Consider the following 16767-nt stretch of genomic DNA (forward strand, 5'->3'; position numbering starts at 1 on the left):
TAGATCTGTGTTTTTTAGAAGAATGGGTACTATGATTAAGGAATATTTAAAGGTTTTATTAAGTCATAGCTTACAATTCTACTATACATCAGAATATTCTGTATTTAAAGAAAAGTATATTCCTATTTTATAGTTGACATGCTACTCGAATCATTTTTGCCCTCGACTGTTGTTTGTTTAACTCCTTTAAAATAAAACAGTTACCTATTTCACTCTAAGTATAGATGATGAGATTTTCATAGAGATCACACATACTCAGCTGATAAGTGCACAAGGCCACAAAGTAGGATCAGTTTCTTACTAATTCATAATGTGTTTCAGTTCTAAATGTGCTTAAACCTTAATAGTTTATAAGAAGAAAACGACATAGCACACTTAGCAACACATCCCATATGAAATAGGTGATTTCAAATGTATAATGTTTATTTTTACAACAAAAGTGATCTATTATTATGTCAGCTGATGCAACAAGTTCCAGCTGAAGGTCAAAATTTAACTATTAAAGGGCGTAAAATTAAAGTGTCCACTGTTCAAAACATTGACGAGAAGTATTATGTAGACGTAACGTTTGAAGTAAAAAAAGGCAAAGCGAACGCTGAGCCTGCCAAAAAGAAGAAATAAGAAATTGAACAAAAGATCTTAACTCCCAGTTACGATAAGAAGTTATACTATGAAACCGAGACAATCTATCTGTACATGCCCATCACTTTCTCTTATAAAGAGAAGGTGATTTTTTTATTGAATTGGAGCCAGCCTTGGTAGAAGCGTATTGTTGAAAAATGTTTTGTGGACTCCAGAGGCGCTTATTCGGTTCATAACTGCAGTTTTTTTAAGTTTAGGGGACTCAAAAGCCCTTATATTACATAAAAAGAGCCCATGACACTAGATTCATAGCTAATAAGGTCCTCTCAGTTCCCTAATAGCTGAAATAGAGTCAATTTTAAGGAAATAAGGTCCTCTCAGTCCCCAAAAGATCAAAACTCCAAATTTCGGTTAAGCGTAGCTTAGGTGAGGTATCGAAATTTCATAGATTAAGCGCAGCTTGGATCAAATCCCAGACTTTATAGCGTAACTCTAGATCAAGCGTCCGATTTTTATACAATTAGTGTAGTTCAATCCAAGCCTGCCAATTTCGTAGGTTAAGCGTAGCCTAATTAAATCCGTAGCAGAAAAACCAAAAAGCAGAACCCTTCTCCAACGAGTTCTGCTTCTACGCATACAAACAATTCTATTATCTCACTAAGTATAAGGTCAACACAGGTAAGAATGTGATGATAAGGACACACACAATCATAACTAAGATAAAAGGAATGATCGCCTTTATTAGACTCTCAAACTTGGTTCCTGCTATATTGGAAGCGACGAAGAGGTTAATTCCCACCGGTGGCGTAATAAAGCCGATCGCTAAGTTTACAATCATAATAATTCCAAAATGAACCATATCCATCCCTAAAGCTTGAGCGACTGGCGCTAGAATGGGAGTTAAAATGATAATTGCTGCAGCCGTCTCTAGGAAAATTCCAACGACTAAAAGAAGTAGATTGATTAATAGTAACATCACAATCCAGTTATCCGATAGCCCTAGCATAAACTCTGTAATTTGAGCTGGTATTTTTTCACGTGTTAAATATGATCCGAAAACCGAAGCCCCGACAATAATAAACATGATAACTGAAGTTATTTGGATGGATGAAGTAAAAATATGATAGAAATCTTTTATCTTAATTTCTCGATAAATAATGAAACCAACTATGAAACCATAGACAACGGCGACGAGAGCTGCTTCAGTTGGTGTAAAAATCCCACCGTAAATACCACCTAAAATGATAACAGGCATTAATAAAGCAAGCGAGGCATCTTTTAATGCGATCAAAAACTCTTTAAAGTTGTATTTTTCGCCCCCACCATATCCTTTGATAATCGAAATCACATAAACAAGGATGGTCAACGATACGACGATAAATAATCCTGGAATAATACCCGCAATAAATAAGTCACTAATGGACGCACCTGCTGCTACACCAAATAGGATAATCGGAACACTTGGAGGAATAACGATTCCAATCGTACCCCCTGTTGCTTGTACGGCTGCTGAGAAATTTCGGTCATAGCCTTTTTTCACCATCGCTGGAATTAAGATCGACCCAATCGCTGCTGTAGTTGCTGCCGCTGACCCAGATAGTGCGGCAAAGAAAGCACAAGCAATGATAGACACGACCGCAAGTCCCCCGCGCATTCTCCCAAAGATGACGTTTGCAAGGTGGATCAGCCGTTTGGACATTCCACCGCTTTCCATCAGCTTCCCTGCTAGAATAAAGAACGGAATGGCTAGAAGCGGAAACGAGTCAACCGAGCTAAACATTCGTTGCATAATGGAAAGTAAAGGAATGGAATCTTGAATAATAAAAATAATAGCAGCTGACATCGCTAACGCAATTGCGATCGGAACATTAATAATAAATAATAGAATTAATAATGCAAAAACTAACATTTCCATACCTATTCCTCTCCTTTCCTTAGCTCTTGCCACGTGACATCTAATAGGTTAATCGCAAGGAGAATTCCACTGATCGGAATGACCAAGTACACATACCCCATCGGAATTCGTAAAACGGCTGATAATTGAGTCATTGAACGTCCTACGAGATTGAACCCTTGTTGAATCATAATGAAGAAAAATCCTAGACTAACTAGTGCTGCCACGACGATTAAAAAACGACGTAAAAGAAGTGGCGACTTGTCAACTAGAGCTGACATTCCAATATGCGATTTGGTACCCATCGCATGTGCCGCCCCTAAAAAAGTAACCCATACCAATGAATAACGTGAAAGCTCTTCTGTCCAAGCCAACGGTTGGTTGATAACAAATCGAAAGAGCACTTGGCAAAATACAGCTACGATTAATACAATGAATATGGCTATAAGGAGATAATTTACGGTTAGGTTGATTGAATTAATTACTTTTCTCATTTGTCTCCCACCTTTTAGATAAGCATAAAAGCCTGTTTACCAATGGTCCATCGAAACAGATTCATTGGGGCTGGTGTTTTTTTTACGAACATTCTATAAAAAAACGGGAAGAAAGAGACTTCCCGTTTTCTCACTACTAAACTATGAAACTTATTGTGCGTCTAAAATACGTTGAAGTAAGTCTTGGTTAGAGAAGTTTTCATAGACGGATACGATTCCTTCACGGAAAGGATCTACATCTACATCTTCAATAATTTCCATTCCTTGTTCTTTTAAGTTTTGTAAAGATTCTTGTTCCATTTCGATAATTAAATTACGTTGGAACTCACCAGCTTTTTGCCCTTCTTCAACAACAATCGCACGTAAATCTTCAGGAAGTTTATCGTACGTTTCTTGGCTTAATAAAAATAATGCCGCTGAGTAGACATGTCCTGTTAATGTCATGTATTTTTGGTTCGCTTCGAATAAGTTGAATTGATCCGCAACGATCGCTGGGTTTTCTTGTGCGTCAACTACTTTTTGTTGTAAAGCAGTTAATGCTTCTGTCCAAGCCATTGGAGACGGTTGTGCGCCTAGAGCTTCAAATGCTGCTCTGTGTACAGGGTTTTCTTGCGTACGAATGCTCAATCCTTTTAGGTCAGCAGGCTCTGTAATTGGTCTTAAGCCATTCGTTACATGACGGAAACCATTTTCACCCCAAGAAAGTGGAACAATTCCATACTGTTCAAAGCTTGCAAAAATCTCTTGTCCAATTTCACCTTCAAGAACTGCAACTGCAGCATCACGATCGTTGAATAAGAATGGTAAGTCTAATACTTCAAGTTCAGGTACAAAGTTCGATACAGGAGCTGTTGATGTAACAACTAAATCAACCGTTCCTAGTGTAAGAGCTTCTGTTAACTCTCTTTCTGCACCAATTTGGCTGTTCGGGAACGTTTCAATTACCACTTGACCATTTGTTCGCTCTTCAATATTTTTTGCCATCTCTTGAAGCCCTAACTCATAAGGATGATCCTCTGGTAAAGAATGTCCTGCTTGTAATACAAATGACTCCCCTGTTGAAACTGCCGGTTCTTCTGTATCTCCACCAGTTTCACCTTCTGTTGATGTCTGAGAACCTCCACAAGCTCCTAATAACATTGTTGTTGCTAATACAGCAGCTGTTAAAAAAGGCCACCTTTTCATCTAAATTCCCCCTAATGTCTTTGTTTTTATATATTTTAATTTTGCTGTTTGATAGACAACAAGATTAAAACCTAAAATGAATAACGTAAAGCAACGTTCTTTAATTGGGTATAGTTTTGGATCGCTTCTAAGCCTTTCTCTCGTCCAAACCCACTCTTTTTATGACCGCCAAATGGTTGAGCCACTCCTCCACCAGCACCATAATGATTGATAAAGACTTGACCACATTCCAATTGGTTGGCCACACGATGAGCTCTTCCCACATCTTCGGTCCACACACCTGCAACCAATCCATACGGAGTCCCATTCGCGATTTGAACGGCTTCTTCCTTTGTACGAAACGTGCTTACAGTCAATACAGGACCAAAGATTTCTTCTTGGGCAAGAAGATGCTCAGGTGGTACATCATCCAATATGGTCGGTTGTAAAAAGTAACCCTCTTCACAGCCATCGACTGTCACCCAGTTTCCTCCAGTCGCGACTGGAATACCATCTTCTTTGGCTAATGTTAAAAATCTTTCAATATGTTCAAATTGCTTTTTCGAAAGGACAGGGCCAAGGTCAGGATGATCAATTCCTGCACCGATTGTAAGCTTTTCCATTGCTTTAGCAAGCTGTTTCACAAACGATTTTTTGATGGTTTCCTGTATGACCAGACGAGAGCCGGCTGAACACGTTTGCCCTGAATTTTGAACAATGGAACGAAGAACCCAATCGAGCGTATTTTCAACGTTGCAATCGTCAAATACGATATTCGGCGATTTTCCACCAAGCTCAAGTGTCACAGGAACAATATTTTTAGCCGCACTTTCCATGACTCTTTTTCCTGTTTCAACCGACCCGGTAAACGTAATGTGATTGATGTCTGGATGCCCTGATAGTGCAGCACCAGCTTCATGACCGTATCCCGTCACGACATTTAAAATTCCTTTAGGAAATCCTAATGGTTCAAGCAGTTCAACCAGCTTAAGTATGCTTAAAGGAGTGTCCTCGGCAGGCTTTAATACTGCCGCATTCCCTGTTGCCAGTGAAACAGCAATACTTCTTGCACCAATTTGCAATGGATAATTCCACGGGATGACATGGCCTACGATTCCGATCGGCTCTCGAACGGTATAATTAATAATTCCTTCTTGAACCGGGATCGTTTCTCCCATGATCTTATCAGCAATACCTGCATAAAAATCAAAATAACGAGCGGCCACTTCGACATCGACTTCAGATTGTTTTAACGGTTTTCCGACATTCAATGTTTCGATTTTCGCTAGCTCCTCTTTGTTTTCACGGATGATTTCCGCTGCTTTAAAAAGAAGTCTACCTCTTTGCTGAGGTTCTAACGCTCTCCACTCTTTTGAACGGAAGGCTTCTTTCGCTGCATTTACAGCCCGGTTAACGTCCTCTTGATTTCCTCTAGGAACGACGGCAATCACGCTACCATTCGCGGGATTTTTTACTTCAATTAGATTCAATGGATCTGGGACGGTCCATTCGCCGTTGATATAACACCCTTGGACTTTTGTTGTTGAGTTACTCATCGTTAAATCCCCCTTCCACCATCTACATTTAAGACAGCTCCGGTCACGATCGCGGATTCCTTCGAACTGAGATAAACCAAGGAATTAGCGATATCAATCGGTTGAATTAATTTCCCTAATGGAACACTCTTTTTGAAAATCGTTTCCTTCGTTGTTTCGATATCCATATCTTTCGATGAAAATTGACCTAACATTTGTGTATCCGCTGGTCCCGGATTCACCACATTGACGCGAATGCCATACTCAGCAAGTTCAATCGCCAGCGCCTGAGATAATGATACGGTAGCACCTTTTGAAGCGATGTATGCATTTAAGCCAGGACGTGGTCGTACCGCTGAAATAGAAGCCACATTCACAATCACTCCATCGTTTTGCTGTTTTAAATAAGGAGCAACTTCACGACAGGTGAGAAAAACAGCTGTTGTATTTACGTCGATAATTTTTTTCCACTCATCTAAACTTACTTCTTCAATTGGTGTAGCGGATTGGGCCACCCCAGCTATATTTAAAAGCCCTGTAATTTTGCCGAACACTTGATAGGTCTTAGAAAAAACGTTCTTTACATCTTCTTCATTCGTCAAATCAGCAGAAATCGGTAGCAGCCGATCATTTTTTATAGAGTTGTCGATGTTTAAGTCAACAGCAGCGACATAAGCCCCTTCCTCTAAGAAACGCTTCACGGTTTCTTTTCCCATTCCGCCTTGTGCACCGGTTACTACAAATACTTCATCTCGTAATCTCATGAATGATTCACCTGCCTTTCGTGAATCACTTTTTTAATCGATTCACAAATTGCAGTTCCCATATCACTTGTTGTTGACGTCCCCCCGAGGTCTGGTGTACGAACTTGGTTGTCTAGTAATACTTGCTCAATGGACTCGACAATCACATCTGCTAGATCCGCTCTTCCTAAATGTTCAAGCATCAGGGCAGATGACCAGATTTGCGCGATCGGATTGGCAATTCCTTGCCCCGCAATGTCAGGTGCTGAACCATGCACCGGCTCAAACATAGAAGGAAAATCTCGTTCAGGATTTAAGTTAGCAGACGGTGAAAGACCGAGTCCCCCTACGACTGCAGATCCTAAATCACTTAAAATATCTCCGAATAAATTCGAAGCTACGACAACGTCAAAATCCTGTGGTCTCGATACAAAATAAGCAACAAGGGCATCAATGAAATAGTGATCCGTATGAATGGATGGATAATCCTTACTCACTTCTTTGACGACCTCATCCCACAGTACCATTGAATGAAGGATCGCATTCGATTTGGTTGCACTTGTCACTGATTGTTTCCCGTGCTTTTTCGCATATTCATAGGCAAACTCTGCGACTTTTTTCGTACCAGCCCTTGTGATGATCGTATTTTGAACGGCAATTTCTTGATCTAGTCCGGTATACAGTCTTCCGCCACTATTGGAGTATTCACCTTCTGCATTTTCGCGAATGATAACAAAATCAATATCTTTTTCGTTAGCTAACGGCGAAGGAACACCTTTCAATAGTTTTACAGGACGGAAATTGATATATTGTTGCAGCTGTTTTCGAATCGGCATGATCAGTTGCCAAATCGTCACTTCATCTGGAACACGTGCATCTCCAATCGCTCCAAATAAAATAGCGTCATACTGCTTTAATATTTCTAGGCCATCCTTTGGCATAATCCTGCCGTTTTCAAGGTAATAATCACTGTTCCAATCAAACGTTTCAAAATCGATATGTAATGACGAATCTAATTCTTTCAATAGTTCTAACACTTTCATAGCTTCACGGACAACTTCGGGACCAATTCCATCTCCAGGTAAAACCGCAATCTTATGTAGGGTGGTCATTTTCTATCTACCTCTTCTCTTCGTAATCTATAAAACTAGCACATCTTGCTAGGCTATGACTCACAAGATAGTAGGAAAACATGAGATGACTTGTTAAAAAATCTAACAATCAAAGGAGCGCTTTCAATACGGTCTAAGTTCAAATCACTTCTCTTCTAGCATTAAAGAAAATACTCTTTCCGGTAATTCAAAATGTGAATACATGATACTAGACGCTTCTTCCGCCTTCCCATCTCGAATATGCTCATATATACGTTCATGCTCTCCAAATACTCGTTCAACGACATCCGGTATACTAAAAAACTTATGTACTTGCTTTCGATAGCTTTCAATCATAAGGGTAATCACCCGTTGTAATACAGGGTTTTTCGAAGCTTTAGCGACCGCAATATGAAACTCTAAATCCCATTTCGCAAACACTTCCATCTGATCGAAGTTTTCTCTCATACCATTAATCGCCTTTTCGATCTCCAGCAAATCTTCATTCGTTCTTCGTTGGGCTGCTAAGTAGCTCGTTTCCTTCTCAATGAGTTGTCGCGCTTCGATGACAGATCTCAAATTTTGAACATCATGGAAAATCAACGATGAAAAGTCAGAAGATGTAGATGACCTTCCCTCTTTATTGAGATAAGTGCCTTTCCCTTGATGAAAACTTACCATTCCAATCGCAGATAATTTCGAAAGCGCTTCTCGTAAAACAATTAAACTCACTTGATAATACTCAGCTAAATCTTTTTGTGAAGGTAGTTTTTTACTACTCTCATACTTACCGTCCTCAACATCCTGGATAAATGCAGAAACAACATCATCAACTAAAGAAGTACGTCTTACTTTCAAGTTTTTCACCTTCTCTAAGTCTTCATAAGACCTGTTAACTTAAGAGTATTATATATATGCAATTCTAAATAGTCAATCAATTAAAATTTGTCGGAATTGTGTAAAATGCAGAAATCTTATTTACAATTTCGAATTGTCTTGTGATAACATTTATAGAAAAATAGTTAGTATGCTACTTCAAGGGGGAATTAGATATGGATCACATCACTGCATTAGTCGAACTACTATCTGAAGATCGTGTCTCAACAAATGAAACGACTCTACGAAATCACGGAAAAGACGAATCACACCATACCGAAGCCTTACCTCATGCCGTCGTCTTCCCTAAAAGTACTGAAGAAGTTAGTGGGATTAACAAGATTGCGAGTCAATATGAAGTGCCGGTCATCCCATTTGGACTTGGCTCTAGTTTAGAAGGCCATGTGATTCCTTACCAAGGTGGGATTACCGTGGATTTCTCGTTAATGAATCAAATTATTGAAATTCGAGAAAATGACTTTCTCGTCAAAGTCCAGCCTGGCATCACTCGAACCCAGTTAAACAAAGCCTTAAAACAATACGGATTATTCTTCCCTGTTGACCCAGGAGCGGACGCGACCATTGGAGGAATGATCGCCACAAATGCAAGTGGAACGACCTCAGTTCGATATGGTGTGATGAGTGATCAAGTTCGAAATCTAGAAGTTGTTCTAGCAGACGGTAACATTATTCAAACGGGTAGTTTAGCTGTAAAATCTAGCTCAGGCTATCATCTGAATTCTCTCTTCGTAGGTTCTGAGGGGACGCTCGGTCTGTTTACAGAAATTACATTACAAGTATACGGAATTCCAGAGTACACAACGGCTGCAAGAGCCGTTTTCCCTACTGTTTCTCAAGCGGTTGATGCTGTCGTCAAGATCCTCCAGGCGGGGATCCCAATTGCACGTTGCGAACTGGTGGACAGTTATTCTATGAAACAAGTAAATCATCACAGTAAAACGAATTATCTTGAGGCTCCTACCCTCTTCGTAGAATTTCACGGGAACGAAGCGGGTCTCGCACAAGATGTAGAGTTTACACAGGAAATTGTCTATGATTTAGGCTGTCAAGAAATCATTTTCGAAAACGACTCAAAAGCCGCGTATCAATTATGGGAAGCGCGACATAATCTAGCTTATGCTTTTATCCACGGCGCTTCGGGTAAGAAGTTATTAGTAACCGATGTTTGTCTGCCGATATCCGAGCTAGCTGGAGCAATAAATAATGCTAGGAAAACATTGGAAGAGTTCGCTCTTGTAGGTGGCATCGTCGGTCACGTCGGCGACGGCAACTTCCATGTCCTCTTAATGGTGGATAAAAACGATCCAAAAGAAATGGAACTTACCGAGAAGTTTACTGAGCACCTTGTAAAATATGCCATCGCTCGCGGTGGAACATGCACGGGTGAGCACGGTGTTGGAGTGGGAAAAAAGAAATACCAACGCCTTGAGCACGGCGCTGCTTATGACGTCATGATTACGATTAAAAAGGCATTAGATCCAAAATGTATCCTAAATCCAGATAAAATTATAGATAAATATTAATACGGCTGCGGTAACATGTTGTTGAAAAAAGTTTAGGGACTCTAGAGGACCTTATTTGTTTCAAAATGACCAATTTCTAAGATTTAGGGTCCTCAGAAGCCCTAATTTAGCAAAATAAGAGTCCATGACACTAGATTCATAGCTAATAAGGTCCTCTCAAGTACCCAATAAGTTAAACCAACGACTAATTTGTTATCGTTCTCCATTAAGCTTGTAGTCAATCATAAGGTTGTTAAAACAAAACTACATAATAAAATTTGCAGAATATAATTATTTTAAAATGGACTTACCCTTGTAGTGCCAAAAAGTCGATAACATTTTGTTGCAACCAACAGCAGAATGCACTCCACACTCCCCCCTTAATCAAACTCTAAAAAAACCGCGTCCTCACACCATCATGAGAACGCAGTTTCACTAGCAAACTTTTACAACAAAGCCTACCCCTCTACTTTCTGCTGCTCCTGCTCTTGTAGTTTTCGCCACAGGATCTTGCCGCTTCCTGATACAGGAAGTGCATCAAGAAATTGAATAATTTTTGGAACCTTATAGGCCGCCATATGCTCCTTGGCCCAAGTGATGATCTCTTCAGCAGAAGTATCTTTTCCACTATCATTCAGGACGATAAACGCTTTGACCGTCTCTCCTCGTCTAGCATCCGGCACTCCGATGACACAAGCATTTTGAACCGAAGGATGTTTATACAAAGACATTTCAACTTCGGCTGGCCAGACTTTAAAACCAGACGCATTAATCATACGTTTCACCCGGTCGACTAAGAAGAAATATCCTTCCTCATCATAGCGAGCGATATCTCCTGTTCTAAAAAATTCCTTCCCATCTATCGTAACAAAGGCACCTTTCGTCTCCACCGGTCGATTCCAGTACCCTTTGAATACCTGTTCTCCTGTTACGATGATTTCGCCTTCTTCATGTGGGCCTAGTTCTTTTAACGTCACCGGATCTACGACTCTAGCATCGACATCAAACTGCGGCACCCCTAAACACTGTAACTTCGCTCGATCCAGTGGATTTTGATGAATTTGCGACATCGTTTCTGTCAGTCCATAACCCTCGACATACCGAAGTCCAGTCAATTCAAACAGTTTCTGTCCAACAGCCTCAGGAAGCGGAGCTCCACCACCGCCAATCATCCGCAGGGACTCGATCGCTTCTTTCTTGAGATTCTGGTTGCCTAAGAAATCCACAACCATTGTCGAAATGTTCGTCCACCTCGTGACTCGATACCGCTCCATTAAGGTTAACGCGACATCCCGATCCCAACGTGTCATTACAACCATTGTTCCTCCTAAGTATATCGGGCCGTTCATATTATGTTGCATGCCAGTTACATGGTAAAGCGGCAACGTGGACAAACTCGTATCGGCTGGTGTTGCACCGCCCCAAACTGCGCCTCCTACAAGGGTGGCTTGCAAGGTTTTATGAGTATGCATGCAGCCTTTTGGTTTCCCGGTCGTACCTGATGTATATGGCAAGCAACATAAATCATCGCTTGTGCCTCCACTTGGCCCAGCTTTATGACCCGCTAATAACGCTTCCTTCCAGCCCGTAATTGCTGAAGAAATGAAAATTAGCTTTTCCTCAGTAACAACAGGAGGAACCTCATAATCCAACTCTTGTTGCGCATATTCGGAATAGGCTGCGACGACAATATGTTGAAGAGGTGTGACACCAAGACACGGCTCAATTTCCGGCATTAATTCCTGGCCGGCAATCGCCACTTTTGCGTCACAATCTGATAAATAAAACGCAACCTCATCTTTTACATTCATAGGATTAATCGGAACAACGACAGCACCTACACGTAAAATCGCGTAAAAAGCAATGATATACTGCGGTGAATTTTGCATGTACAGTAACACTCGATCACCTTTAGAGACCTCCAGTTCCTGCTGCAAATAACCCGCCAATTGTTCAACTTCTTTGTGGAGTTGTTCATAAGTAATTTCTGTTCCGTAAAAAACTATCGCTGTTTTATTAGGGTAACGTTTGGTGGTCGTTTCCAAGTTGTCATAAATCGTGGATTCAGGGATCGGTAAAGATTTCGGTAAATGCTTTGGCCAAAATTCAAAATGCCGTGTAAACATTAAAAAGTCACCACCCAAATAAAAAATAATCACTCGGTGAAAGAACAAGTGTAACCGCTTACAAGATACATAGTCTAATAATAACAGAATATTCATATAAATGTAAATTTATTTTCAGGAAAGGAACTCTCCCTCACTTCAATCTTTTACTAGAATATTTTTTTAATATAATCTAAATGTTAGGTGCAGAATATTACTACATAACGAAAGACAATGGACCTGTTGGACTCATTCATTATCTCTTAAATCATAAGTCCGACCATCTACCGTGGATAGGTTTGTTAATTGTCCATAAACAACATGGCAGAGGCGGGATCGCTTCAAAGGCCCTCCACCTGCTCGAGAAAAAACTGATCGATCAAAATAAACAGAAAGTGAGATTGTGTGTTCAAGATGGTAATGAGATTGGGGCAGCCTTTTGGAGACAAGAAGGCTTTGTGATCATCAACTCAGCAACAGACGGACACAATAACCGAGTTGATAATTATGAAAAGAAACTATGATCGGATAGTAAGCAAGTGTTCAAATGCAATTAATTCAAGGTTGACAAGAGGGAAAAATACTAGCATAAATTTTAAGAATGAGCCACTTTTCCAATAAGAAAAGCGAAAGGGTCCGGTTGAGAACATACGGACTGGAGCGCACCGTATGAAATAAAAGAATAGAGCTCGATTAGTACCCGCCCCCTGTTTAAAACGAAGGTCACGGTCACCATAGAGCTTCGAATTTTTAATTTTAAAAAAACCTTCTTCCACAATGATCATAGAAGAAGGTTTTTTGTACGTTTGAAATGTTCTACCAATAGATCAACTTACCGCTTAAATCTAGATCCCAATCATATTGTAATAATTCAATATGAGCAGTACGCTCATGGCCAAAAATAAAACCGTCGTATAATATAGCCTTTTAAACACCGTACCTGATCTAGACAACCAAGCGAAAATAAGGGCAAAGCCTTGTATGAGGACTAATATCAGAGTAATTAATGGAATGTAGAGTGCCAATTGAACCGCGAGAGGCAGTTCAATAAACACAGCCGCAATCCCATCCATCTGAAGGAACCCCGTTACAAGTACAACTAAAAAGAGTAAAAAACTCAAACAAATCAGCATGTTTAGCTTTCCTGCATCCTTATACCAGCTCTGTTTCGTTTCTGTCGAATTTCTTTGTTTATTTCTTGACACTAATTTTTTAATTAGTTTTATAATCAAGAAAAGACCAGTAGCTACAGAAAACAAAACAAAAACACCGAATAGGATGCCGTGCAACATTGCATTTTGGTACCAGGTACCTTTTTCATACACGAAGCTGTCTGGATAAAACAAGTGAGTGATCTGCCCTTTTCCGTCTTCTTCAAAAGCAAGATACTGTTCGGTTTCAGGGTTCATAAATACAAGCGGTTCTACTTGGATAAATGTACTTTCCTGTCCTAAATTCTGAACAATCAATGAATGATCGGTGTCCTGACTTACTTTGATTGGAGGTGCCATCGCTAGTGTAATTTTTGACGCATCTTCATGACTGTAGCGGTTTGTATAATAGCTGCCCTCGTATCGTTTAAGACCTTCCTCAACAGGTTGTGCGGCTGTTTCCATTGCTACAACGGATTGACTCATCGGATAAAAATGGTTAATAAAATGAGACGGAAAATAATAACTAAGTAGTCCTCCTGCAAACCCGTTATTAGACGTAAATATCCCAATATTCCGCTCCTTATCAATCATCAACATACTATTTGTTCCACCTGTGTTACCACCATGTTCCAAAAAGCGATGGGAGTTCTGCAGTCGTTCAAAAAATCCATACCCAAAACCTTGTACATTCGGATGCTGAGAAAATTGCCGTTCATGCATGAGCTTTGCTGTACTTTCGTTTATGACCGTCGTTCCATTCCAAGTACCTTCATTTAAATGAAGGAGCATAAATTTGGCCATATCTTCAGCTGTAGCTACGAACGATCCGGCAGGAGGATAGTGGTAATCATATAAAGGTTCTTCTTGAAAGTGTTCTCCTCTTGGAAAATATTCACGGGCTAGCTGTTCCTCGACAGCTGCGTTCATCGCGACATAAGTATCGTTCATATTGAGCGGTTTTAAAATATGTTTTTCAATGTATTCCTCATAAGATAATCCTGAAACTTCTTCAATAACTAACCCTAATATTCCCATTCCATAATTACTGTATTGGATATACTGACCGGGTTCGCGTATCATCTGTGGTTGGTTTTCTTTTAAGTATTCTCGTAACGGTAGTCGTTTACTATAATGCTCAGCTGCCATTCCGAAAAATCTCTCATCAAAACCCGGTGTATGTGTTAAAAGGTGCTTCACTCGGATTGGTTGAAACTGCTGGGTATCAATTTGGAAATAAGTCAAATACTCATTAACATCCGCTTCTAGATCGACCAATCCCTGTTCGACTAACTGCATAATTGCCGTTGCTGTAAACAACTTTGATACCGATCCAATTCGAAAGAACGATTGACTCGGATCGACTTTAAGCTCCTGTTCCAGATTCGCATACCCGAAACCTTGTTCGTAAAGGATTTCGTTATCTTTTACAACTAGGATTACCGCTCCCGGAATCTGGTACTCTTCCATATTTTCTTCAAACATTTGCTCAACAAACGCCTGCACATTTTCTTTAGTGATCTCGATGCCTTTACCTGGCGTCACGGTTGCATGAATTTGCAGCGGTAGGACGAGCAACAAAATACATAACATGAATACAATTTGTTTCTTCAATTTAATCCCTCCCTTGTTATGATCATTCTAACTTTCTCATTCTAAATACTATTGAACTGTTACTTTTATCATATATTTTTTTGGAATATTTAGGTATGTCAATTTACGTACAATCGTTTAATAACAATACCCTCCCTTGCTTGTTAAAAAAATGCTTTGCTCAAGTTGGAAGCAAAGCACACGTGTAATTAATAATTCTAATTCTAAAATTAGATAAACAGGAGCAATCACATGGATGACTTATTTGTTAAAGCAATTCATCCGTTAATTTCGTCTTCTTTTGTGCTTTAATCAACCCCCATGATAATATCCAGGTAGTTCCAATAAAAAATGTTTCTATTATGTACGATTCTAAATCATTCATATGGACAGCGAAAAATTGTGAGGAATCGGACGAATAAAAATATACATAAATCCACATATAAAAAAGAATGGTTACACTAACATAGACTAAAGGTCCTAATATTACTCTTTTGGTAATCCAAGCTGATAGCATTCCAAGAATAACAGCAAGTGGAATGACAAGCACTTCCAAATTATATGGGTCAAACCAAGTAGAAGCACTAATCATGTAGTGCCACCTCATTTCTTATATTTTTTTAAACCGAGCTGCCCATAGATAGATAACTACTCTGACAACCCTGTCGTTTCTTACACTTATTTCCTATGATATATTTTAACATTAAATTCCAGAATTACTAGAATATTTATCTACTCTCAACAGATGAAAAAAGGCAGCACTTCTAGTTTTAGAGTTATAAAGGAAACAAGGTTTTGCTCTATAATCATACTCATTAAAAATAACAACAAAAAAGCGTACTAAACCATATGATTTAGTACGCAACTCCTATTATCATTTACAATTACGCTCTCTCTAATTTGAACCCGTTTATCATGATAAATAGTTGCTCTTAGTTAATGTTTTATAATCATCTGTATATCTATTATTTTTTGAACACATGTTGTCCGATTCGAGTTGTCGTTTGTTTGCTTTCGAGCCAGCTTGTCTTAACAATGTTGTCATTGTAAAAATACAACGCATCATTCGTTTCGTTGGTTCCTCTCAAAGCTACCTCAACGGCTTTCTCGGCCTTCGCCGTAGCTTCTTTATGAATGGAACCATTTGTTACAGGACAGAATTGGTTCTCTTGGTACACGACCTCTTCTAATTTGTCTGGGAAGTGCTCGCTTTCCATTCGATTTAAAACGACTTCTGCGACTGCAACCTTTCCTTCGAACGGTTCACTTTTAGCTTCTGCAGTGACAAGTCGTTCTAAAAGGTCTTGCTCTTCTTCAGTAAGAGAAACTCGTACAGCAAGTCCATTCAATTCTTCTATATCTTTTTCAGTCTTATAAACGAGACGTTCCTCGTGTAACTGCGGTAATTGTTCTTCGTATAACTTCGGCAAATGTTCTTCCGGAACTTCTGCTCCCGTTAATAATAACAATGTAGTAATAACATTAACCATTCGTAAAACCTCCTTATGGTCAAATGATCAGATCTATATAAAAAAAGAAAAGCAAATCAAGCTTCTCTAAACGTCAAAATAAATACATATACCACCATAACAAATATGGAATAGACTTTAAACCTGTAATGTCTTCCATGGTTTTGGAGGAAAAAGCTGCCATCAGATGATTTGAAGAGAAAAAAACTATTATACAAAACGAGAATTATAGATTAGAGGACTGAGAGGCTCTTATTTAGAGGAAAACCGATTGATTAAGAAGTTAAGCGGACTGAGTGGACCTATGTCAAGAAAGTGGACACCTAAATAACGAATTTTAGTTTTTCCATATTATTAAAACAGTAGGCCCTTCTTCACTTTTTAAATGCATAGATGATGCCGTGGATGCATCAAGCCCACCCCGCTTGACCCAACCACTCTATCATCTGGTTGGTGGTTAGGTGAAGAAGGAGCCTAACTGCCTAACATAGTGCGACTGATCATGCTGATTGATTGGTAAATTGTTTTGCGTATTGAGCTGGTGACA

Annotated in this window: 14 protein-coding genes; 3 read left to right on the forward strand and 11 right to left on the reverse strand. The window is 39.5% G+C overall.

Features of this window, described 5'->3' with window-relative positions; genetic code table 11:
• Positions 1 to 411 precede the first annotated feature (411 nt).
• Positions 412 to 621 (forward strand): hypothetical protein, encoded by a 210-nt coding sequence (locus tag N7Z68_RS17520; protein ID WP_275119768.1) that lies wholly within the window; start codon positions 412 to 414, stop codon positions 619 to 621.
• Between the two features lie 610 nt (positions 622 to 1231).
• Here the strand turns inward: N7Z68_RS17520 and N7Z68_RS17525 are convergent.
• The 7 genes from N7Z68_RS17525 to N7Z68_RS17555 form a co-directional block, all read right to left on the reverse strand.
• Entirely contained in the window at positions 1232 to 2497 is a 1266-nt protein-coding gene (locus N7Z68_RS17525) for a TRAP transporter large permease (protein WP_275119769.1), read from the reverse strand.
• 2 nt (positions 2498 to 2499) lie between these two features.
• Positions 2500 to 2970, reverse strand: coding sequence for a TRAP transporter small permease (locus N7Z68_RS17530; protein ID WP_275119770.1), 471 nt, complete (start codon positions 2968 to 2970; stop codon positions 2500 to 2502).
• Positions 2971 to 3120: 150 nt separating this feature from the next.
• Positions 3121 to 4155 (reverse strand): TRAP transporter substrate-binding protein, encoded by a 1035-nt coding sequence (locus N7Z68_RS17535; RefSeq protein ID WP_275119771.1) that lies wholly within the window; start codon positions 4153 to 4155, stop codon positions 3121 to 3123.
• Between the two features lie 71 nt (positions 4156 to 4226).
• Positions 4227 to 5690 (reverse strand): aldehyde dehydrogenase family protein, encoded by a 1464-nt coding sequence (locus tag N7Z68_RS17540; RefSeq protein WP_275119772.1) that lies wholly within the window; start codon positions 5688 to 5690, stop codon positions 4227 to 4229.
• 2 nt (positions 5691 to 5692) lie between these two features.
• On the reverse strand, positions 5693 to 6433 hold the full coding sequence (locus tag N7Z68_RS17545; protein WP_275119773.1) for an SDR family NAD(P)-dependent oxidoreductase: 741 nt from the start codon (positions 6431 to 6433) through the stop codon (positions 5693 to 5695).
• Positions 6430 to 7524: a tartrate dehydrogenase gene (locus N7Z68_RS17550; RefSeq protein WP_275119774.1), complete on the reverse strand. Its 1095-nt coding sequence runs from the start codon at positions 7522 to 7524 to the stop codon at positions 6430 to 6432. The genes N7Z68_RS17545 and N7Z68_RS17550 overlap by 4 nt, the downstream gene beginning before the upstream one ends.
• Before the next feature lie 144 nt (positions 7525 to 7668).
• Positions 7669 to 8361, reverse strand: a complete 693-nt coding sequence (locus N7Z68_RS17555; RefSeq protein ID WP_275119775.1) for a FadR/GntR family transcriptional regulator — start codon at positions 8359 to 8361, stop codon at positions 7669 to 7671.
• 194 nt (positions 8362 to 8555) lie between these two features.
• Between N7Z68_RS17555 and N7Z68_RS17560 the strand changes: the two genes are divergently transcribed.
• Positions 8556 to 9923, forward strand: coding sequence for an FAD-binding oxidoreductase (locus N7Z68_RS17560; RefSeq protein WP_275119776.1), 1368 nt, complete (start codon positions 8556 to 8558; stop codon positions 9921 to 9923).
• A 437-nt stretch (positions 9924 to 10360) separates the two neighbouring features.
• Here N7Z68_RS17560 and N7Z68_RS17565 read toward each other — a convergent pair whose 3' ends face one another.
• Positions 10361 to 12028 carry a long-chain fatty acid--CoA ligase gene (locus N7Z68_RS17565; protein WP_275119777.1) on the reverse strand — a complete coding sequence of 556 codons (1668 nt, stop codon included), beginning with the start codon at positions 12026 to 12028 and terminating at the stop codon, positions 10361 to 10363.
• A gap of 176 nt (positions 12029 to 12204) precedes the next feature.
• Between N7Z68_RS17565 and N7Z68_RS17570 the strand changes: the two genes are divergently transcribed.
• Entirely contained in the window at positions 12205 to 12531 is a 327-nt protein-coding gene (locus N7Z68_RS17570; RefSeq protein ID WP_275119778.1) for a GNAT family N-acetyltransferase, read from the forward strand.
• 321 nt (positions 12532 to 12852) lie between these two features.
• Here the strand turns inward: N7Z68_RS17570 and N7Z68_RS17575 are convergent, their stop codons facing one another.
• The 3 genes from N7Z68_RS17575 to N7Z68_RS17585 form a co-directional block, all read right to left on the reverse strand.
• Complete coding sequence (locus tag N7Z68_RS17575; protein WP_275119779.1) at positions 12853 to 14772, reverse strand: serine hydrolase domain-containing protein; 1920 nt, start codon at positions 14770 to 14772, stop codon at positions 12853 to 12855.
• A gap of 247 nt (positions 14773 to 15019) precedes the next feature.
• The gene (locus N7Z68_RS17580; protein ID WP_275119780.1) at positions 15020 to 15343 is read right to left on the reverse strand and encodes a hypothetical protein; all 324 of its coding nucleotides are present in this window, start codon (positions 15341 to 15343) and stop codon (positions 15020 to 15022) included.
• A gap of 373 nt (positions 15344 to 15716) precedes the next feature.
• Positions 15717 to 16241 (reverse strand): cell wall hydrolase, encoded by a 525-nt coding sequence (locus tag N7Z68_RS17585; RefSeq protein ID WP_275119781.1) that lies wholly within the window; start codon positions 16239 to 16241, stop codon positions 15717 to 15719.
• Positions 16242 to 16767: the final 526 nt, after the last annotated feature.

This window comes from Alkalihalobacterium chitinilyticum (assembly GCF_029028005.1).
Classification (GTDB): domain Bacteria; phylum Bacillota; class Bacilli; order Bacillales; family Bacillaceae_F; genus Alkalihalobacterium; species Alkalihalobacterium chitinilyticum.